This is a genomic window from Parabacteroides sp. AM17-47 (genome assembly GCF_003434625.1).
GTDB lineage: Bacteria > Bacteroidota > Bacteroidia > Bacteroidales > Tannerellaceae > Parabacteroides > Parabacteroides distasonis.
This window is the reverse complement of the sequence record NZ_QTLI01000028.1, coordinates 1-21047: the sequence shown is the minus strand read 5'-3', so window position 1 is coordinate 21047 and position 21047 is coordinate 1. Positions and strand designations below refer to the sequence as shown.

Sequence of the window (21047 nt, the reverse complement as noted above, 5' to 3'; positions counted from 1 at the left end):
CAATTATCTTACCTCACTGCGGGTTACCGTATAATCATTCTTGTAATGTACAATAAACAAGTTCGTATTGATAAAACCGCCCCAATTATTCACTCTATGGAAATCGAATCCGGTCTGGATGCTCTTATAATGGATCTTGTCTAAATTATTCTCGAAGTTCGAGCCATATTTATTGATGGCGCCTAGGAAATACATACCCGTGTCAAAGCCTAGGATTCCATATTTCGGGAATGTGTTGATTAAATTCTTGCTATACCAGTTTTTATAATCGGAATAAAAGCTATGGACTTCCGGAGATAAGTTGTCCGCATAGAAATTACTATAGATATAGGTGTTCAATGCGTAGAAGTCCTCCAGACACTCTCTTGTATAGGTCTGCCATTCCGGATAACCGAATAGGTTGACCATATAAGGCTCTTTCTCCTCCTCTTTCAACTCGGAAAGCATACGGAGCGGTGCCTTGATCTTATTCACCGCATCTAAGGAGGCGGAGGTTGGCAATACCACATTCCGCTTGTCCCTTACCATGGCTGCCTCTATATCCGTGGCGAAAGTATCCCCTTTATAAGTTACTTCCTTGAACGGGATATCGCGTTGCTGCATCTCCGTCTTGAAGGCTTTGATAAATTCCGGCTTTTCTTCTTTATCCTTTATATTGACAAGTATGATATTGTAATCCGAGAATAAATCGCATCCGGCTTGTGCCGCCTTGGAGTATAAATAGGAATGAGGTGTGTTTACTTGATAAACATTTGCGTTTGACAAGACATCATCATTCTTGGAGGTGAAAGGGATCACGTATTTGATATTATGCTTTTGGGCAAAATCAGCGATCAATCCGATTTGGTCGTTCTGTACGGCGCCAATGATCAAATTAGCGTTTGATAACGCATCTTCTTTCAATATCTCCTTGACTTTCTTCGTACCGTTTCCAGTATCATATACCGATAGCTCGATAGAGGTTCCCATATTTCGCAAGCTGTCGACCGCCAATAGCAATCCCTCGTAATATTCCACGAAACGGGAGGTCGCAGATGATTGCGTTGTCTCGTTCGTCATGAACGGCAACAATAAGGCGACTTGGATACGGTTCACCTTCTTTATATCTTTAGGAGTAGAGAGGAGGGCGTTCACCTCACGCTCTTCCGGCTGTCTTATGTTTTGGGTGATCACTTCTTCACTGGCTACCGGTATCTTGATAACCATGCCCGCTTTCACTCCGTTTTTCAGCTCGGGGTTGAGTCTTAAAAGCTCCACGCTGGAAATATCGAACTTCCGGCAGATACGGTACATGGTCTCTTTTTTCTGTATGGTATATTCCATTTCCTTCTGTACGGTCTTTTTTTCCGTAGTAGGCAAGGTTTCCAGTCGTGTCGGCGGGATCCGGATATTCTTACCAATCGTAAAGGTCGATGTGGAGAGACCCGGATTGGCGGCGATAATATCCGTAGCGGGCACTGAATATTTAATGGATAAAGAGTACAAGGTCTCTTTCGGCTGGATCGTATGGTATGTATAGTTATCTGCTTTGCCGGAAGGTGCGATAGCGGAGTCCTTCTGCGGGATTCTTAACGTAGAACCGGCCTTGATCCCTTCTTTACTTTCCGGATTCAACCGATAAATATCCTCTACGCTTACGCCATACATGGTCGCTATGGCGTATACGGTTTGTCCGCGTTCGATGGTATGATAAAATATATCGCTCCCTTGTTCGTTAGTAAAAATAACTTGCTTATTATTCTTTTGGGAATAAACGGTTACGCTCGATAAACTTAAAAAGAACGTCAATGCGTATATACTAATCTTGTTCATTTGCTGTTCGGAGTATTTTGTGACAAAGATAGTGAATTTTGCTTATCATGCTACGTATGTCCTTTTATTTCCCTAATTTTGGAACCGTAATTTTTAGACTATATATGCTAAAGAAGGAATTAAGAAAGATACTGTTATCGCTAAGTTTTGTGTTTGTAGCGGCTGTCTCGTGTGCCCAGTATGTGGTGACGGGAGGAAGTGGTAGCCCGATGAAAGCCACGCAGAGTTCCGGCGATTCCGCCGAGCGACTTGAGGTCTACTTGGTGTATGGAATGGATAACGTGACGATTAGTTATACCTCATCATCTTCTTCTTCGCATCAATGGTATCGTTATAAAACCAAGCGATTGGAGGCCGAGAAGGTGGCCTCCACCCAAAATGGAACTACTTCCACCATTCGGAATGTAGAGGAGGGATATGGCTATTTTGTCGAGGAAGGAGCCGTATCTCGTTACGTCTGGATCGTTGATTACAGCAAATACACCTTAAACATATCCAACCTGCATGTCTCCGATAATAGCGATCCATGTAGCGGATTGGTCTTGGCTGGGACAGGTACGATCCAACCTATTTATTATTATTGGCCGAATACGGGAACAAGACGTGAACTGTCTCGCCAATTTGATGTTATTTATAATACATTGGAATATAATTCGGATAAAAAAGAATATACCTCTAAACAAGAGACGGCGGTCATCGAGGGCAATTTGTTCGGTAAATCCATTCCCGCTCCTTGGTGTGATACGGAGATCTGTGTGAAAGGCGATTATTTCGCTCGTCATTTTGGAAAGGAGGTTACGCTTTGTATCGATGAATATCAGGCCGCTGCGGTAGATGCTCATATAGACACGTTGCTGATTGAGCAAGAGGCCCCGAATATGAATACGACGAAGAGCGGTTATTGCGCTCCCGCCACTGTTCAATTTTCGGCTATCGCGAATACGCCGACAGCCGCCCTGTTTAATTGGAAAATCTATCGGCAAGGGGAAGAAGATAATCCGGTTGTTCGTTTTACGGGTGAGGAGGTGGATTATACGTTCAACCAATCCGGGACTTTTATCATCAAGTTGGAAGTAAGCGACCAAAGCACTACTTGCAGCACGGAAGATGAGGTTCAGATTGATATCTCGGAGTCTTATCTGATGATACCGAACGCATTCTCCCCGGGTACCACGCCCGGAATTAATGATGAGTTCCGGGTTGCCTATAAGTCGTTGGTGAAATTTAAGGCATGGATATTTAATCGCTGGGGCCTACAGATGTATTACTGGACAGATCCGGCCCAAGGATGGGATGGAAAGAAGGGCGGTAAATACGTTCAGCCGGGTGTGTATTTTTATGTGATAGAAGCCGAAGGTTCCGATGGCATTAAGTACAAGGAAAAAGGCGATATAAACATTCTTAGACCTAAAACAATTCAAGATGAAAATGAGAATATCCAAGAATAATTTAGCTAGTTTTTTATGTGGAGGCGTCGTTTGCTTGACCGCATGTATCTCGATGAGTTCGAATGACGTGGAAAAAGTGATAGAGAGCCGTCCGGTTGTCTCGTCCATGACCCTGTCTCCGGATGTTCCGTCCTCGGTTCCTTTTTGTGGGAAACTAATCGATATTACCCGCTATGATATGCGGGAAGCCTATGACCGTGAATTGAGTAGCTTTACTTATTTCCATTCTACGACGATGCTTCTGATCAAGCGGGCGAACCGTTATTTCCCGGTGATCGAGCCGATCTTGAAGGCGAACGGCATTCCCGATGATTTCAAATATCTAGCGGTGATAGAAAGCCATTTGGACCCCCGTGTATCCTCTCCGGCTCGTGCTGTCGGGATGTGGCAATTACTGGAGGGCACGGCAAGGGAGTATGGTTTGACAATCACCCCGACGGTCGACGAGCGTTGCCATGTGGAGAAAGCTACTGGGGCCGCTTGCCGCTATTTGAAAGCCGCCTATAAGAAATATGGAGATTGGGCGGCGGTAGCCGCTTCTTATAATGGCGGCATGGGACGTATATCCGGTGAGCTGGTCAAACAAGATGCGGATTCCTCCTTTGATCTCTGGCTGGTGGAGGAGACTACCCGTTATATTTATCGAATCATGGCGATCAAGCAAATTTTCGAGAATCCGTCGAAATACGGTTTTGTGCTTCGTGCCCGTGACCTGTATAAGCCGATCCCTACCGTAGACGTGGCTGTAAGCCAAGATATACAGAATCTGTCGGCCTTCGCTAAAGAGCATGGGATCACTTATGCGGACTTGAAACGTTTTAATCCTTGGCTCCGTGATCGGAAGTTGGTGACAGGTGGGAAGACCTATAAATTAAGCATTCCTCAAGAAAAGGATATGTATTATAAGACCCCGAATACGGAAGTATACGATTCGGCTTGGGTCGTGTCGGAGAATTGATCCGATTTTTATTGATACAAAAAATAAAGTGTTTCATTTAGATGGTATAACAGCCCATCGTAATGAAACACTTTTTCTATACTACTTCTCGTTTAAACTGATTCTGTCTATTAGTCAACGATCGTCACACGGTGACCGTTGAACACGTTCAATCCGAGTTTATTCATTACATACTTAATAGCAAGCTGTGCCTTTACAGAGTTACCAGCTTGGTCAATAGGAGGAGCGAATGCGGAAATACCGAATTGTCCGGGAAGTACACCCATGACACCACCGCCTACACCAGTTTTTGCGGGAATACCGGAAGTGTACAACCAATCACCGGTGTGTTCATAAAAACCTACGGTAGAGATCATGGAAGTGATCTTCGGAGATAACTCTGCATCGAATACTTGTTTCTTTGTCACAGGATTAAGACCTAAATTTGCGACCGTAGCGGCAGCGACAGATAGTTGCTTAGCCGTGATACCCAAAGAACATTGGCGGGTATACAGATCCAAAGACATATCCGGATCGTCATAAATGCGATTGTAATTCTTTAGCAACCAAGCGATGGAGCGGTTATTGAAGTTCGTTGCGGACTCGGATTTGTAGAGTTCGTCGATCAACTGCGGTGCGCTTCCGCATAAATCCGTGATATTGGCTACGATAGCATCCCACTTCTGTTTGGAATCACCGACAGGCTTCACCATACTACAAGCCGTGATAGCGCCGGCATTTACCAATGGGGTAGAAGGATGGTCGTTTTCCAATAGGATAGCGATGATGGAGTTAAATGGCAATCCGGTAGCGTCGGCACCAATTTTCTCCAATAATTCTTTCGCTCCGTATTGGCGCAGTACCAAGATAGCGGTGTGTACTTTCGATACGGATTCGATACCGAAACGATATTCGGAATCCCCCACCTCGATGGTTTGTCCGTTTAAAAGGCAAATACTGATTCCGAATAGATTTTTATTGATATTCGCCAGATAAGGAATGTAATCGGCATTCTTACCATCCGTATTTGTCTTGTAAAGATCGTAAGCCTGTTGAGCTACTTCCTTTATTTGGGCGATCGTTATTTTTTTGTCCATATATGAATTGGATTAAAGAAGGCGTGTATGAAAACACTGATAGTCCTTTCATGCACGCCTTGATGAATTTTGTTTTTATTTCTTAGCGTTGCTCATTGCGGTGTGAGTAAATACCTTACCCTTAACCGGAACGTTTTTGTCTTGAGCGATGCGAGTAGGAGTCGGATATTCAAGTTTCTCCAATGCCTCTACAGCGTTCTTGATATCACCTAATAACATATCGGCCATATCACGGCTGAAACCTTGACGAACTACGACACGCATAACCACGTAGTTATCCAGCTTCTTCGGTAGTGTATACGCTGGAACCATCCAACCGCTTTGTTGCAATTTATCTTGCAAATCGTAAAGTGTCCATTTGGCGTTCTTAGCGTAATCCGGTTTCATGTACCAAATAAACAATGGATTCACAACCTCGTTGCTGTAATTAACGAATGGGGCCATCTTACCGATTTCTTGGTGGATGTATTTCGTGATTTCCATACTGTTATATTGGATTTGTTTGTAGCCCTCGAATCCGAGACGGATAAACTGATAGTATTGTCCGAGGATTTGTGCGGCAGGACGAGAGAAGTTCAAACCAACCTGAGTGATATTCGCTCCAAGATAGTTTACGCTGAATGCCATTTCTTCCGGCAAATATTTCTTGTCTTTCCAAACAACCCAACCCAATCCCGGGTAAACCAATCCGAATTTATGTCCGGATGTGCTGATAGAAAGAACCCATTTCAAACGGAAGTCCCATTTTGTCTCCGGGCTTAAGAACGGAAGGATAAAACCACCGCTGGCGGCATCTACGTGGATAGGTATATCATAACCGGTCTTGGCATTGTATGCGTCGAGCGCTTTGTCCAAGGCTTCTACGTCATCGTTCAGTCCTGTCCATGTTACACCTTGGATAGGAACGATACAAATCGTGTTCTCGTCACACATCTTAAGCGCTTCTTCCGGATCAAGTGTCGTCTTGTCTAAAGTCAAGGGAACTTCACGCATTTCGATTTGCCATAGCTGGGCGAATTTCTCCCATACGACTTGGAAGCCAGTAGAGATCACGAAATTAGGCTTGTCAGTTGGTTTACCTTGTGCTTGTCTCTTTTTGCGCCAACGTAACCAAGCGGCTACACCACCTAGCATACAAGCCTCTGAAGAACCGATAGCCAAGGCTCCGGTTTTCCATTTTTCTTGCTCGGGAGAATTCCAAAGACTCGCCATGATATTAATACATTTGGCGTTCATAACAGCGATTCTCGGATACTCTGTTTCGTCAATATAGTTGATGTTGATAGCCTCGTTCATCAATTTTGTCGCGTACTCGTCCATATACGTAGTAACGAATGTAGCTAGGTTCAAGCGAGGCTGTGTTTGTGCGAAAGTCTCGTCTTTAACCATTTGATAAGCGATCTCCGGGGTTGTAGGGCCATCAGGAATCTTATCTACTGGAGAGGGTGTCAACATCACTTCTGAGCCAAAAATCGCTGTTTTGGCATCGCCATTTCTGAAATTTGAGTCTTTCATTTTTCTTTAGTTTTTTTGTTAATAAAATGATTTGAGTCAATGGAATACTGCTTCCACTGAGCGTTTATGCCAAAACAGATTATGGATTGGAATGTTTTTTGGATTTACATTATTTGGGGTTTATTAGCGATACAAGTCCAGTCCTCTTGGAAAGAACGAAAATGATGAACTTTCACATAAAATGTTTGTTTTGATTAGATAAAAACGTAAAACTAAATCTTTATGAGAATACAGACAGGCCGGGGCACAATTCCCCTTATAACTCTGGTAGGGATATGGTCTATCTCCGCTTTAAATGCATTACCGGGTTTAGCGGTTTCTCCGATATTAGGGAAACTTTCCGTTATTTTTCCTCATTCTACGGAACTGGATATTCAGATGCTTTCCTCTTTGCCATCGTTATTGATAATTCCATTTATTATATTGTCGGGTAAATTAACGGAGAAAGTAAATGAGATACGTCTATTGCAATTAGGCTTGGTGATCTTTGCCCTAAGTGGTATTCTATACTTACTCTCTAATAAGATGTGGCAGTTGATAGCGGTGAGCGCCTTAATGGGAATCGGATCTGGCTTGATCGTACCCTTATCGACCGGTTTGATTTCTCGTTTCTTTATCGGGAAATACCGGACGAAGCAATTTGGTTTAAGTTCTGCTATTACAAATGTAACGTTGGTATTAGCCACGATCTTAACGGGATATCTGGCGGAGGTGAATTGGCATTTACCGTTTGCCGTTTATCTATTACCCTTGATTTCCATCGTACTTTCCGTATACTTGAAAAGGAGTATGGAGAATGAGCCGGCGATCGTATCGAAATCAGAAGTGAAAGCCCCTGTTGCGGCAGATCCCGTCACGGTTCCGGGTAAATATGGTGTGGATATAAAGCATCTGGTACAAATCATGTGTTTTTATGGATTGGCTACGTATTTAGTGATTATAGTCAGCTTTAACTTACCGTTTTTAATGAAGGAATATAAGTTTACAAGCGGTAATTCCGGATTAATGATTTCATTGTTTTTCTTGGCTATTATGGCTCCCGGTTTTATCTTGAATCAGATCGTTGATTTATTTAAGCAAAAGACAAAATTTGTCAGTCTATTGGCGATCGCTTTAGGGATAGCCTTGATTTTGATATCTCGTACGGAATGGCTAATTGGATTGGGATGTATTTTTATCGGTTTTGGATATGGTGTTATCCAGCCAATCGCTTATGATAAAACGACTCGTACGGCCATTCCTGAGAAAGTTACATTGGCATTAGCTTTCGTGATGGCGATGAATTATTTGGCGATATTACTTTGTCCGTTTATTATCGATTTCTTCCAGTCTATACTCCATGTCAAGAGCCAGCAATTCGCGTTTATTTTTAACCTCTGTATTGCGCTGGTCGCTACGATCTGGGCTTATGTAAAACGAGACTCGTTCCTTTTCAACGATAAAATTTGATTTACGAATATAAAACTAAAAAATGATAGACAGTGAAAAATAAGAAAACAGAAGCTAATATTAGCATGGTGGTCTCAAAAACTTTCAGTGGATTGAATATGAACGCCTTGAAATACTTGCTTCCCTTATGGATGAGCCCGTTGACGGGCGCTTCTTTCCGATGCGTGTTTGCGGCCGTGGCGTTTTGGGTGATCGGCTGGTTTATGAAACCGGAGGTTTCTACGACGAAAGATAAGGTGTGGCTATTCTTACTAGGCGCTATCGGTATCTATGGTTTTATGTTTCTTTATTTAGTGGGGCTTAGCAAGACAACGCCGGTCTCGAGTTCTATTTTCACGAGCTTGCAACCGATCTGGGTATTTTTGATTATGGTATTCTTTTATAAGGAAAAGGCTACTTGGATGAAAATACTCGGTATCTTGATTGGTTTATCTGGGGCCTTGGTTTGCATCTTGACCCAGCAAAGCGACGATTTAGCGGCGGACGCTTTTAATGGAAATATGCTATGTCTGGCTAGCTCCGTGTTTTATGCCGTGTATCTGGTATTAAGCCAGCGGATCTTACAAAAAGTAGGGACGATGACGATGCTTCGATATACATTCACGGGCGCCGCTTTTTCCAGTCTATTGATTTTGCCGATAGAGGGCTTTCATGCTCCTTTATTCTCGGAGCCATTTCATTGGTGGCCTTTTGCCGTATTGATGTTTGTGCTTATTTTCCCTACGGTAATTAGTTATCTGTTGATTCCTATCGGATTGAAGTATTTGAAAACTACGTTGGTGGCTATTTATGGCTATCTGATCTTGATCGTGGCAACGATTACATCCCTATTGATCGGGCAAGACCGTTTCAGTTGGACACAGACGTTCGCCATTATCTGTATTTGCGCCGGGGTTTATCTGGTTGAGATAGCGGAAGGAAAAGAGAAAAAGACAGTCAAGGTTTGACTTATTAAATATGAACTATTAAATTGTAGCGTTATGGATAAAAAACAAGAAAAGAAAATCTGGAACTCTCAACTTGCGATTGAGAATCCGAAGAATGATAGGATCGCTGTTATTTACTCTGTAAAAGTTAGTAGTGTACGAATCCTAGAGAAACCTCGTAATCCGAAAAGAGGGAAGACCCGTTGACAATCATCATCCCCTATTCTATATATAAATATATGAATAGGGGATGACTGTCTATTTATTCTCCACTTCCATGCTCATGATATAATCGTTCATGAAATAGCCGTTTCCTATATGATGGTCCCGTGTGCCTATTTCCCGTAATCCCATATGTCTGTAGAAGCCTATGGCGGGATTGTAACGGTTTACGTATAATTCTATAGTGAAAGGCCCGGTATGTACCTCCTTCAAATAATTAATACCTTGTTCGATGATAAAACGCCCGATTCCCGTGCCATGCATTTCCGGTAGGGAATAGATCTTTTGAAAATTGTACGTGTTTTCACCTGTTTTCTCTATGGATAAATAGCCTGCCGGCATATCGTCCGCCAATATAATAAAATATTGATGATGTAACTCTTCCATTTGTTTAAGAATGTTATCCGGAGCGTACATCATATCGAACATATAATCCAATTGCTCTTTAGAAAGTATCTTTCCATACGTGTTCTCCCAAATGCGTGAGGCAAGATCATGAATAAGAGAACGATCATCAATAGTCGCTTTTCTAATCGTAAACATGTTAATTTTGTATTTTGACTCACAAAGATACAAATAGACGAACAAAAATACAATATAGACGAATGTAAATAGAATTTTACTTGACTAGTGTTATTTTTTAGCTTGATTTCACACTTATTTTGATGTTAATCCGCGAAAAATAATAACTTTGTGGGCGTTTACTATTGAAAAATACAATTCAAATACATAATAGGAAATGGATACAAAGATTCAGGAACTAACAGACAAGATCTACAAGGAAGGTGTAGAGAAGGGGAACGAAGAAGCGGGGCGTATAATCGCCGAGGCCAATGCTCAAAAGGATACGATTCTTAAAGATGCGGAAGCGGAAGCGAAACGTATCGTAGCGGCTGCTGAGAAACAAGCTGCCGAGTTGAAGAAGAATACGGAAGCCGAATTGAAATTGTTCGCCACCCAGTCTGTCGAGGCATTAAAGAGCGAGGTGACAAACCTTATCACTGGTGATATCGCTAGTTCGAATGTGAAAGCGGCGTTGATGGATCCCGCCTATATGCAGAAAGTGATCCTTGAGCTTGTGAAAAGCTGGCCCGCTAATGAGTTCTTGACTATCCAAGCTTCTGATTCCGATGGCTTGAAGGCGTATTTTGAGGCCAATGCCAAAGGCTTGCTAGAGAAAGGGTATAAGATCGAGAAGGTAAGCGGAAAGAAAGCGTCTTTCTCTATTATCCCGGCGGATGGGTCTTATAAAGTGACGTTTGGCGAAGACGAGTTCATCGAGTTCTTTAAAGAGTTCTTGCGTCCGCAATTAGTAGAAATGCTGTTCTGATATGAGTAAGTATTACTACTTAATCTCCGGACTTCCTAACATAGCGTTGGATGATAGTAAACTAGCCTATTCGGTCTGTGAGTTCCGGACGGAAATAGAGGATATGCTATCTTCTAAGGATAAAAAGCTGATTGATTTATTTTATTTGAAATATGATAATATAAATCTGCTGGCTCACGCTAAAAGACCGGACTCCGATCCGGATCAAAGAGGAAGAATAACGTATGATGAGTTCAATACTTTATATAAAGCGTTGAAGGATGAGGAAAAAATTCCCAAAAATGATAATCTCCCGCCTTATTTCGTGGACTTTTTTAAACTGTATCTAGCCGAAGAGGCTAAGGACACCAAAAGTGAGAAAGAATATATATCATGGGAAGACCGCTTGGCTGCGTTATATTATGAATATGCCATGAAATGTGGGAATAAGTTCGTGGCCGATTGGTTCGAGCTTAACTTGAATATCAACAATGTTCTTACTGCGATCACTTGCCGTAAATATGGATTTGATAAGGCCAATTATATCGTGGGGCATAATGAGATAGCGGAAAATATCCGTACGTCGAACGCCCGTGATTTCGGCTTGGGCGATTCCGTGGAATATTTGCCCGAGTTACAACGCATCGCCGAAGAGACCGATCTGATCGTTCGTGAGAAGAAAATCGATCTTTTGAAATGGAAATGGCTGGACGATAATACCTTCTTCAAGACGTTCGACATAGAGAGTGTATTCGCTTATTTATTGAAATTGGAGATGATAGAGCGCTGGGTAACCTTGGATAAGGCGAGAGGCGAGAAGACTTTCCGTGAATTGGTAGGCGCCATGAAGATGGGTAGTGAGAATGCGTTGGAAGAATTTAAAAGAAACAATATAAAATAAATTATGGCTACGAAAGGAATTGTAAAAGGAATCGTATCCAACCTAGTAACCGTAGAGGTGGATGGTCCGGTTTCTCAGAATGAGATCTGTTACATTTCTGTCGGAGGCGTGAAGCTGATGTCGGAAGTAATCAAGGTGATAGGTAAGAATGCCTTTGTACAAGTATTTGAGAGCACACGTGGTATGCGTGTCGGTGACGAGGCTGAATTCCAAGGGCATATGTTGGAAGTTACGCTGGGTCCGGGTATGTTGTCCCGCAACTATGACGGTTTGCAGAATGACTTGGACAAGATGGAAGGTGTATTCTTGAAACGTGGCGATTATACGTTTGCGTTGGACAATGATAAGAAGTGGGACTTCAAGCCTCTGGCTAAAGCGGGCGATACCGTGAGCGCCGGTGATTGGCTGGGAGAGGTGGACGAGAATTTCCAACCTCATAAGATTATGGTCCCCTTTAAGTTCGAGGGATCTTATACTGTGAAATCGGTGGTTCCAGCCGGACAATATACCATCAATGATACGATGGCTGTCCTTACGGACGAAAATGGCACGGACGTAAACGTGACGATGATCCAGAAATGGCCGGTAAAGAAAGCCATCACTTGTTATAAGGAAAAGCCCCGTCCATTCAAATTGCTGGAGACGGGCGTTCGTACGATCGATACCGTGAACCCGATCGTTGAGGGTGGTACCGGATTTATCCCCGGTCCGTTCGGTACGGGTAAGACGGTGCTTCAGCACGCTATCTCTAAACAAGCGGAAGCGGATATCGTGATTATCGCTGCCTGCGGTGAGCGTGCGAATGAAGTAGTGGAGGTCTTTACGGAGTTTCCGGAATTGGTAGACCCGCATACGGGACGTAAATTGATGGAACGTACGATCATTATCGCCAATACATCCAACATGCCGGTAGCCGCTCGTGAGGCATCCGTATATACGGCGATGACCATCGCCGAGTATTATCGCAGCATGGGCTTGAAGGTTCTGTTGATGGCCGACTCTACTTCCCGCTGGGCACAGGCTTTGCGTGAGATGTCCAACCGTTTGGAGGAGTTGCCCGGACCGGATGCCTTCCCGATGGACTTGTCCGCTATCGTGGCGAACTTCTACGCTCGTGCGGGATTCGTCCATTTGAAAAACAACGCTACAGGTTCCGTCACTTTCATCGGTACGGTATCGCCGGCCGGTGGTAACTTGAAGGAGCCGGTGACCGAGAATACGAAGAAGGTGGCCCGTTGTTTCTATGCCTTGGAGCAGGAGCGTGCCGACCGTAAACGTTATCCGGCCGTAAACCCGATCGAGAGTTATTCCAAGTATATCGAGTATCCGGAGTTTCAGGAATACATCGCTAAACATATCTCCCCGGAATGGATCGAGAAAGTAAACGAGATCAAGACCCGTATGTTGCGTGGTAAGGAGATCTCCGAGCAAATCAATATCTTGGGTGATGATGGTGTGCCTGTCGAGTATCACGTTACATTCTGGAAGTCCGAGTTGATCGACTTCGTGATCTTGCAACAGGATGCTTTCGATGCCATCGATGCGGTTACTCCGTTGCAACGTCAGGAATTCATGCTGGATAGAGTCGTGAATGTTTGCCGTTCAGAGTTTAAGTTTGATACCTTCCTAGAGGTTATGGACTACTTTAAGAAGATGATCAACATCTTTAAGCAGATGAACTATTCGGAATATGAGAGTGACCAATTCAAGAAGTTTAATACGGAACTGGATGAACTTTTGAAGGAGAGAATCGAAAATTAAAAGAGTTATGGCAACAAAAGCATTTCAAAAAATATATACGAAGATTACCCAGATCACAAAAGCTACCTGTTCGCTGAAAGCAACGGGAGTTGGGTATGATGAGTTGGCCTCTGTAGACGGAAAGCTGGCTCAGGTGGTAAAGATTATCGGCGACGAGGTGACGTTGCAGGTATTCTCTGGAACGGAAGGTATCCGTACGAATGCCGAGGTGGTATTCATGGGGAAGGCCCCTTCCTTGAAAGTAGGTGACCAGTTAGCCGGACGTTTCTTCAACGCTTATGGCGAGCCTATCGATGGCGGCCCGATCCCCGAGGGACGTGAGGTCGAGATCGGTGGTCCGTCCGTGAACCCGGTACGTCGTAAACAACCCTCTGAATTAATCGCTACGGGTATCGCCGGTATCGACTTGAATAATACCTTGGTAACCGGTCAGAAGATCCCGTTCTTCGCCGACCCCGACCAGCCTTTCAACCAAGTTATGGCGATGGTAGCCTTGCGTGCAAAGTCCGATAAGATTATCTTGGGAGGTATGGGTATGACGAACGACGACTACCTGTTCTTTAAGAATACATTTAGTAACGCCGGTGCCCTAGACCGTATCGTTAGTTTTATCAACACGACCGAGGACCCGTCCGTAGAGCGTATCTTGATCCCGGATATGGCGTTGAGCGCCGCTGAGTATTTCGCCGTGGAGAAGAACGAGAAGGTCTTGGTATTGCTTACCGATATGACCAACTACGCCGATGCCTTGGCGATCGTATCAAACCGTATGGACCAGATCCCGTCTAAGGACTCTATGCCGGGTTCCTTGTATTCGGATTTGGCGAAGATTTACGAGAAAGCCGTTCAATTCCCGGCGGGAGGTTCCATCACGATTATCGCCGTAACGACCTTATCCGGTGGTGATATCACGCATGCCGTACCTGATAATACGGGTTATATCACGGAAGGTCAGTTGTATTTGCGTCGTGATAGCGATGTGGGTAAGGTCATCGTCGATCCGTTCCGAAGCTTGTCTCGTTTGAAACAGCTGGTAACCGGAAAGAAGACCCGTGAGGATCATCCACAGGTAATGAACGCCGCCGTACGCTTGTATGCCGATGCCGCCAACGCTAAGACCAAGCTGGAGAACGGTTTCGACTTGACCGACTACGACAACCGTACCTTGTCTTTCGCCAAGGATTATTCTTCTAAGCTGTTGGCTATCGACGTAAACTTGGATACGACGGAGATGCTGGACGTAGCTTGGGGATTGTTCGCTAGATATTTCAGCCCGGAGGAGGTAAATATCAAACAAGGATTGGTTGATAAGTACTGGAAGTAAATTAAATAAACATGGCAATAAAGTTTCAATATAATAAAACCTCTCTTCAGCAATTGGAAAAGCAACTGAAGATGCGTGAACGCTCCCTGCCTACGATCAAGAGCAAGGAGAGCGCTCTGCGTATCGAGGTGAAGCGGACCAAGGACGAAGTGAATAAATTGGAACTTCAGCTAGAACGAGAGATTCAGAGTTATGAGAATATGGTGGCTTTGTGGAACGAGTTCAATCCGGAGCTGATCTCCGTGAAGGACGTTACGCTCTCCACGAAGAAGATCGCCGGCGTGATCGTCCCGTTATTGGACGAGATCAAGTTCGAGATCGGACACTATAGTCTCTTTAATGCCCCCGCATGGTATACGGATGGTATCGAGTTGCTGAAAAAGCTGGCTCGTACCGGTATCGAGGCGGAGTTCTCGGGCATGAAGCTGGAGTTGTTGGAGCATGCTAGGAAAAAGACCACTCAGAAGGTGAACCTGTTTGAGAAGGTACAGATTCCGGGTTATAAGGATGCGATCCGTAAGGTGAAACGGTTTATGGAAGACGAGGAGAGTCTTTCTAAGTCCTCACAGAAGATCATGAGAGCCAATCAGGAGAAACGTAAGGCAAAAGAAGAAAAAGAGGAGGCCGAGGTATGATAGTAAAGATGAGTAAATATGCCTTTATGGTGTACCATAAGGAGTATGATACGTTCCTTTCTACGCTTCGTGACTTAGGTGTCGTCCATATCAAGGAGACAAACTCCGTGATGGATGACGAGAAGTTGCAAGAGCTTCTGGCTGAGCGTAAACAGATCAATACGCTGATGCGTTACTTTAAGAACCTCCATGCGGCGGAGAAAGACGTTAAGTTTGCCCCGGCCCGTGAGTTGACGAAAGAGGAAGGCTTGAAGTTGGTGCGTAAGATAGAGGAATTGCAAGATAAGAAAGCGCAATTGATCGCTTCCAAGCAATCGATCGAGAAGGATCTGGCTTATATGGAAATATGGGGTGAGTTCAGTTATCAGAATATCAACCGTCTGAAAAGAGCGGGATACGATGTTACGTTCTTTACCTGTCCTACCGCTAAGTACGAGCCGGAATGGGGTGTGCTGTATAACGCCATTCTGATCAATAACTTCCAATCGGTAACGTATTTTATCACGATTACCAAGGAAGGTACCTTGATCGATATAGACGCTGAACGTCCGAAGATGCCGGTTCAAGGATTGGCGAAGTTGCGTGCCCGTCTGGATCAACGTACCAAGGATATCCAGAATGTGGAGGATGAGCTGAAACATCGTGCCGTGGAGGATTATAAAACGTTGGAGGAATTCGATAAGAACCTGCAGGACGAGTTTAATCTTTCTAATGCGTTAGTGCAGACAGATCGGCAAGCGGGTGATAAGCTCATGTTGTTGGAAGGTTGGGTGCCGACGGAAAACGCTCCGGCCTTGGAGCACGAGCTGGATAAGCAAGGTTATTTCTTCCAGCAATTAGAGATCGAGGATGGGGATAAGGTGCCTATCAAGTTACGGAATAATAAATTCAGTAAGCTGTACGAGCCTATCACGAAGATGTTCTCCTTGCCTAATTACGGAGAACTTGATCCGACCCCGTTGTTCGCCCCGTTCTTTATGCTGTTCTTCGGACTTTGTTTCGGCGATGGCGGATACGGTTTGCTGGTCATGATCGCTTGTACGATCTTGAAGAAGAAGGTGAACCCGGACTTCAAGCCTTATTTGACCTTGTTCCAGTATTTAGGTTTCGCCGCCTTATTGGTGGGTACTTGTACGGGATCTTTCTTCGGAGTGGCCTTGGCGGATATCCCGGCTTTGTCAAAGATCAAGAACTACTTTGTGAATAGCGACAACTTGATGACATTCTCTATTGTCATCGGTTTGGTACAGATCATATTCGGTAAATGTGTCGCTGCTTACAAGATCAAGATACAGAAAGGAACGAAACACAGTATCGCTCCGTTCGCTTGGGTGTTCGTGATCATATCCTTGGCATTGGCGTTCGGACTTCCGATGTTAAACGTTCACTTGCCGAACGCTGTCGTTATGGTATGTTACGGAATCGCCATCTTGGGTCTGGTTGTCGCTTATTTGTACAATACACCGGGCAAGAACGTATTCTTGAACTTTGGTACCGGACTTTGGAACACGTACAATATGGCCTCCGGATTGCTGGGGGATACGTTATCATACATTCGTTTGTTCGCTATCGGTCTGACCGGTTCCATCTTGGGTGGCGTATTTAATACGTTGGCGGTTACGATGACAGACGGTATGAATATCGTGGCACGTGCGATCTGTATGTTGTTGATCTTGTTAGTGGGTCACTCCATCAATATCGCTCTTTGTACGATCAGCTCCTTGGTACACCCGCTTCGTTTGATCTTCGTGGAATATTACAAGAACGCAGAGTTCGAAGGTGGAGGTAAGGCTTATGAGCCATTCAGAAAAGCATAACAATTAAACGAGAAAATAAAACAATAAAAGAATAATTTAAAAACACATTTTATTATGGAACCAATTTTATTAGCTTATGTAGGTATTGCGTTGATGACAGGTTTAACTTTTATCGGCAGTAGTTATGGTGTTACGATCGCAGGTAATGCGGTGGTAGGTGCGATGAAGAAAAATCCGGATGCTCTGGGTACGTACATCGCTTTAAGTGCGTTGCCTTCTTCACAGGGTTTGTATGGATTCGTGGGCTACTTTATGATGCAGAAGTTCTTGGTCGCTGATATTTCCATGTTGGCCGCTACGGCTGTTTTCGGCGCTGGTTTAGTGTTAGGTTTCGCTGGTTTTTACTCTTCAATCCGCCAAGCTCAAGTTTGCGCGAATGGTATCGCTGGTGTTGGTGCCGGACACAACGTATTCGGTGCTACGATGGTAATGGCCGTATTCCCTGAGTTATACGCTATCTTGGCCTTATTGGTTGTGATCTTGATTGGCGGAACGATTCCTGTCGCCTAATCATTCAAACATCTGGATATAATAAAGGCCGTCCCGGACATTCCCGGGGCGGCTTTTTTGATTGGATCAATGAATAAACTATCTCTTTTAGTTTATTAACTATACGAATTAGTTTGGTAACTAAAAGTTTTAGTTACTTTGTCGCAAACAAGATAAGGTTATGAAACGACTTACGGCGAAAGAAGAAGAAATCATGGGCTGGTTCTGGCAGAAAGGCCCATTGTTCGTGAAAGAGTTACTTGAATATTACGAGGAGCCTAAACCTCATTTCAATACCCTTTCTACGATTGTCCGAGGCTTGGAGGAGAAAGGTTTCCTCACCCATAAGAATTTCGGGAATAGCTATCAATATTATGCGGTCTTAACAGAAAAGGAGTATAGCAACGGCACGCTGAAAAATGTGATCGCTAAGTATTTCAATAATTCTTATCTGGGGGTTGTCTCTACGCTGATCAAGGAAGAGGATATCTCTGTGGATGATCTACGAAAACTAATAGATGATGTAGAACAAGGGAATCGTAAATAAGAACGAATATGGGAATCTTCTTTGTATATATCCTTAAATCATCCGTGTGCTTGACGATATTTTATCTGTTTTATAAGCTATTGTTGAGCCGTGATACCTTCCATCGTTTCAACCGGATCGCTTTATTAAGCTTGATCATGCTTTCGGTTATCATCCCATTTTGTGAGATTACTTTGGAGGAAGCGACGGCCATTCAGCGTCCGGTCATGGATTTGGAGAATTTGCTAGCGGCGGTTTCCATGAGAACGTCGGCAGAATCCGCTAGCCAACCTGTATGGTTACGAGTTATGGTGATAGCCTATATAATCGGAGGGATATTAACGCTTTGTCAATTCGCATATTCATTTTATGCCTTGTTTCGGTTGATGAGACAAGGTACACCGAAGCTGGTGGACGGAATCCATCTGATTCTTACGGACCAACCAGTCGTCCCGTTTAGTTGGATGCGAACGATCGTAATAAGCCGGAAGGATTTTGAGGAAAGTGGGATAGAGATCATGACGCATGAGATGGCGCATATAAAAGCCCGTCATTCCATTGATCTGCTGATCTCCGAGATTTGTATCCTGTTCCATTGGTTCAACCCATCTGTCTGGTTGTTGAGGCAGGAATTACAAAATATCCATGAATACGAGGCCGACGAGAGCGTATTAAATCAAGGCGTCGACGCAAAAAGATATCAATTATTATTAATCAAAAAAGCTGTTGGTGCACAGCGCTTCACTTCTATGGCCAACAGCTTTAATCACAGTTCACTTAAAAAGCGAATAGCTATGATGTTAAAACAAAAATCAAGTCCATGGGCACGGTTGAAGTATCTGTATGTACTCCCGTTGGCAGCCTTAACGGTGGTAGCCTTTGCCCGTCCGGAAATCTCTCACGAATTGGAGAAGATTTCGAGTGTCAAAATTAGCGAAATTATTCCGGTTCAGGAAAAAAAAGAGCCTAAAAGAAATGTAGAGGTTGAGACCCTCGCGAGGGATTCGGTCGTTTCTGAAAAAGATATGCAAGCGATACAGGAAAAGGTCTCGGCCGTGATGGAGAAATACCAGCCGGAGATTGACAAGGCGGTCGAAGAGGCTGTGAAAGCGGCGAATATCGACGAGATCGTTTCTGCGGAAATGGCGAAACACCAAGTTGAGATCGACAAGGCTGTGCAAGCGGCGATAGAGGCAGCCAAGATAGATGAGACTATTGCCGCCGAAATGGAGAAGATCCAACCGGAGATCAACCGAACCATAGAGGAGGCCATGAAAGCCATAGATATCAATGAGAAGGCTGTTAAGGAGGCTTCAAAGGTAAAATCCTCTTTCTCCGGTATTGTTTACATCGATGGAGTGGAATCATCTAAAGAGAGGATGGACAATTTGAATCCCGATCATATTGCGTCTATGAATGTGTACAAAGGAAACGAGGCGATCGCTAAATTTGGAGAGAAAGGTCGTAATGGTGTTATCGAGATAAAATTGAAGAAATAACTTTAGTCTTCCCCCTTTACTATTCTCATTCGTGAGATAGGGTAAAGGGGATCTCTTTTTAAATACATTTGTTCATTCATTTACAAAACAGTATTTAAAATAGGGATATGGATGAGAAAGGATTTGTAGAAGGTATGAGGGAGTATATAGCCCAGTTGAATCGAGAAAAGCGATATTCCTCGGCTAAGAGTTATCAAGACGCATTAAACTCCTTTATAAGGTATAGCGGAACCGACTGTATAGCTTACTCGGCTATTAATAAGGATAATCTTCGCCGGTACGAGGCTTATTTATTGGAGAACGGCTGTATGCGCAATACGATTTCCACTTATATGCGGCGTTTGCGTTGTATCTATAACAAGGCGGTGGAGAACGGTAAGGCGGAATTTATTCCCACTTTATTCAAGGGGATTTTTACGGGTGTGGAAAGTAAGCGTAAGAAGTCCTTGCCTATCGAGGATTTACACCGTCTGATGACAGTCCCGGTGGAGGATGGGAAACAGAGAAAGACACAGTTGGCGCTTTGCTTGATGTTTCTGTTTGGGGGTATGTCTTTCGTTGACTTTGCCCACTTGAAGACCGGTAATATCAAAAACGGTATATTAGATTACAACCGTCAGAAGACCGGGACACCGATGAGACTGGAGATCTTGGAGACAGCCGAGACAATGTATAAGGAATTGTCAGGAGAGAAAGTGCGAGATTCCGGATATTTATTTCCCTTTCTGAGTGGCACCAGAGAGGGGCGTGAGGAATACCTCGAATACAATGCGGCACTATTTCGATTTAACCGGAATTTAAAAGCGTTGAAAGAATTTGCGGGAATTACCTCGGATGTCACCTCTTATACGATTCGCCATTCTTTTGCCATGACATTAAAAGAACAAAATGTCCCGATTGAAATGATCAGCGAACTATTGGGGCATAAATCGATCAAGACAACACAAATTTATTTAAGGAGTTTCTCTTTAGGGAAAATGACGGAGGTTAATAGCGCCTGCTTTGGCGGTGTCTATAATTATGAATCTCAAGCGGGGTGAGGCTACTTGGAGAGTAGCGTATTCTTTCACGGCGCAAATGTAATAAAAAATAGCTAAAAACAAGCGAATAGATCCGCTTGTTTGTTCATTATTGGTGTTTGACCCTCTCTATTCTTTGATTTTTCCATTTTTTCCTAGACGTATAGACACGGTGATGCGGGCGAAACGACTCCTTGTTTTCGGTATCATTCCGCCATGTCTCATAATCTGTGTGTATCCCTGTAGAGATGGGGCGTGCCCCGTCTCATCCCTTCAAAATGGTATTTAAAATTACTCCCAGACGGTGGGAGACGGAGCGTGCTCCGTCTCTACAACTGGGTAATAACCATTCTCCTACCTT

Annotated in this window: 19 protein-coding genes; 15 read left to right on the top strand and 4 right to left on the bottom strand. The window is 44.0% G+C overall.

The annotated features are described in order from the left end of the window. Nucleotides 1–3 precede the first annotated feature (3 nt). A complete protein-coding gene (locus DW205_RS19310; RefSeq protein WP_005862770.1) occupies nt 4–1812 on the bottom strand; it encodes a LysM peptidoglycan-binding domain-containing protein in 1809 nt (602 codons plus the stop codon). Nucleotides 1813–1916: 104 nt separating this feature from the next. On the opposite strand from DW205_RS19310, the gene DW205_RS19305 reads away from it, so the two are divergent. After that, nucleotides 1917–3260, top strand: a complete 1344-nt coding sequence (locus DW205_RS19305; protein ID WP_005857391.1) for a gliding motility-associated C-terminal domain-containing protein — start codon at nt 1917–1919, stop codon at nt 3258–3260. After that, nucleotides 3235–4218 (top strand): lytic transglycosylase domain-containing protein, encoded by a 984-nt coding sequence (locus tag DW205_RS19300; protein ID WP_005857389.1) that lies wholly within the window; start codon nt 3235–3237, stop codon nt 4216–4218. Before DW205_RS19305 ends, DW205_RS19300 begins: the two co-directional genes overlap by 26 nt. Before the next feature lie 110 nt (nt 4219–4328). On the opposite strand, the gene glsA is transcribed toward DW205_RS19300, so the two are convergent. Then, nucleotides 4329–5294, bottom strand: coding sequence for a glutaminase A (gene glsA / locus DW205_RS19295; RefSeq protein ID WP_005857387.1), 966 nt, complete (start codon nt 5292–5294; stop codon nt 4329–4331). Nucleotides 5295–5369: 75 nt separating this feature from the next. Next, on the bottom strand, nt 5370–6809 hold the full coding sequence (locus tag DW205_RS19290) for a glutamate decarboxylase (RefSeq protein WP_005857385.1): 1440 nt from the start codon (nt 6807–6809) through the stop codon (nt 5370–5372). Nucleotides 6810–7031: 222 nt separating this feature from the next. Here DW205_RS19290 and DW205_RS19285 point away from each other — a divergent pair, with 222 nt between their 5' ends. The 3 genes from DW205_RS19285 to DW205_RS22380 are packed head-to-tail and all read left to right on the top strand — an operon-like array spanning nt 7032 to nt 9391. Continuing rightward, nucleotides 7032–8258, top strand: a complete 1227-nt coding sequence (locus DW205_RS19285; RefSeq protein ID WP_005862769.1) for an MFS transporter — start codon at nt 7032–7034, stop codon at nt 8256–8258. 32 nt (nt 8259–8290) lie between these two features. Beyond that, the gene (locus tag DW205_RS19280; protein ID WP_005857381.1) at nt 8291–9205 is read left to right on the top strand and encodes a DMT family transporter; all 915 of its coding nucleotides are present in this window, start codon (nt 8291–8293) and stop codon (nt 9203–9205) included. Between the two features lie 33 nt (nt 9206–9238). Beyond that, nucleotides 9239–9391, top strand: coding sequence for a hypothetical protein (locus DW205_RS22380; protein WP_005857379.1), 153 nt, complete (start codon nt 9239–9241; stop codon nt 9389–9391). Nucleotides 9392–9442: 51 nt separating this feature from the next. Here the strand turns inward: DW205_RS22380 and DW205_RS19275 are convergent, their stop codons facing one another. Beyond that, on the bottom strand, nt 9443–9949 hold the full coding sequence (locus tag DW205_RS19275) for a GNAT family N-acetyltransferase (RefSeq protein ID WP_005862768.1): 507 nt from the start codon (nt 9947–9949) through the stop codon (nt 9443–9445). 196 nt (nt 9950–10145) lie between these two features. On the opposite strand from DW205_RS19275, the gene DW205_RS19270 reads away from it, so the two are divergent. The 10 genes from DW205_RS19270 (at nt 10146) to DW205_RS19225 (ending at nt 20707) form a co-directional block, all read left to right on the top strand. Further along, the gene (locus tag DW205_RS19270) at nt 10146–10736 is read left to right on the top strand and encodes a hypothetical protein (protein ID WP_005857375.1); all 591 of its coding nucleotides are present in this window, start codon (nt 10146–10148) and stop codon (nt 10734–10736) included. A 1-nt stretch (nt 10737) separates the two neighbouring features. Next, nucleotides 10738–11616, top strand: coding sequence for a DUF2764 domain-containing protein (locus tag DW205_RS19265; RefSeq protein WP_005862767.1), 879 nt, complete (start codon nt 10738–10740; stop codon nt 11614–11616). A gap of 3 nt (nt 11617–11619) precedes the next feature. Then, nucleotides 11620–13377 (top strand): V-type ATP synthase subunit A, encoded by a 1758-nt coding sequence (locus DW205_RS19260; RefSeq protein WP_057328316.1) that lies wholly within the window; start codon nt 11620–11622, stop codon nt 13375–13377. Between the two features lie 7 nt (nt 13378–13384). Continuing rightward, on the top strand, nt 13385–14701 hold the full coding sequence (locus tag DW205_RS19255; RefSeq protein WP_005857368.1) for a V-type ATP synthase subunit B: 1317 nt from the start codon (nt 13385–13387) through the stop codon (nt 14699–14701). A gap of 11 nt (nt 14702–14712) precedes the next feature. Then, nucleotides 14713–15336 (top strand): V-type ATP synthase subunit D, encoded by a 624-nt coding sequence (locus DW205_RS19250; RefSeq protein WP_005857366.1) that lies wholly within the window; start codon nt 14713–14715, stop codon nt 15334–15336. Beyond that, complete coding sequence (locus DW205_RS19245; RefSeq protein WP_005862765.1) at nt 15333–17153, top strand: V-type ATP synthase subunit I; 1821 nt, start codon at nt 15333–15335, stop codon at nt 17151–17153. Before DW205_RS19250 ends, DW205_RS19245 begins: the two co-directional genes overlap by 4 nt. Before the next feature lie 54 nt (nt 17154–17207). After that, the gene (locus DW205_RS19240; protein WP_005857362.1) at nt 17208–17663 is read left to right on the top strand and encodes a hypothetical protein; all 456 of its coding nucleotides are present in this window, start codon (nt 17208–17210) and stop codon (nt 17661–17663) included. A gap of 160 nt (nt 17664–17823) precedes the next feature. After that, nucleotides 17824–18189 carry a BlaI/MecI/CopY family transcriptional regulator gene (locus DW205_RS19235; protein WP_005862764.1) on the top strand — a complete coding sequence of 122 codons (366 nt, stop codon included), beginning with the start codon at nt 17824–17826 and terminating at the stop codon, nt 18187–18189. Nucleotides 18190–18197: 8 nt separating this feature from the next. Further along, nucleotides 18198–19667 carry a M56 family metallopeptidase gene (locus DW205_RS19230; RefSeq protein WP_005862761.1) on the top strand — a complete coding sequence of 490 codons (1470 nt, stop codon included), beginning with the start codon at nt 18198–18200 and terminating at the stop codon, nt 19665–19667. Nucleotides 19668–19774: 107 nt separating this feature from the next. After that, a complete protein-coding gene (locus DW205_RS19225; protein WP_005857356.1) occupies nt 19775–20707 on the top strand; it encodes a site-specific integrase in 933 nt (310 codons plus the stop codon). Nucleotides 20708–21047 lie beyond the last annotated feature (340 nt).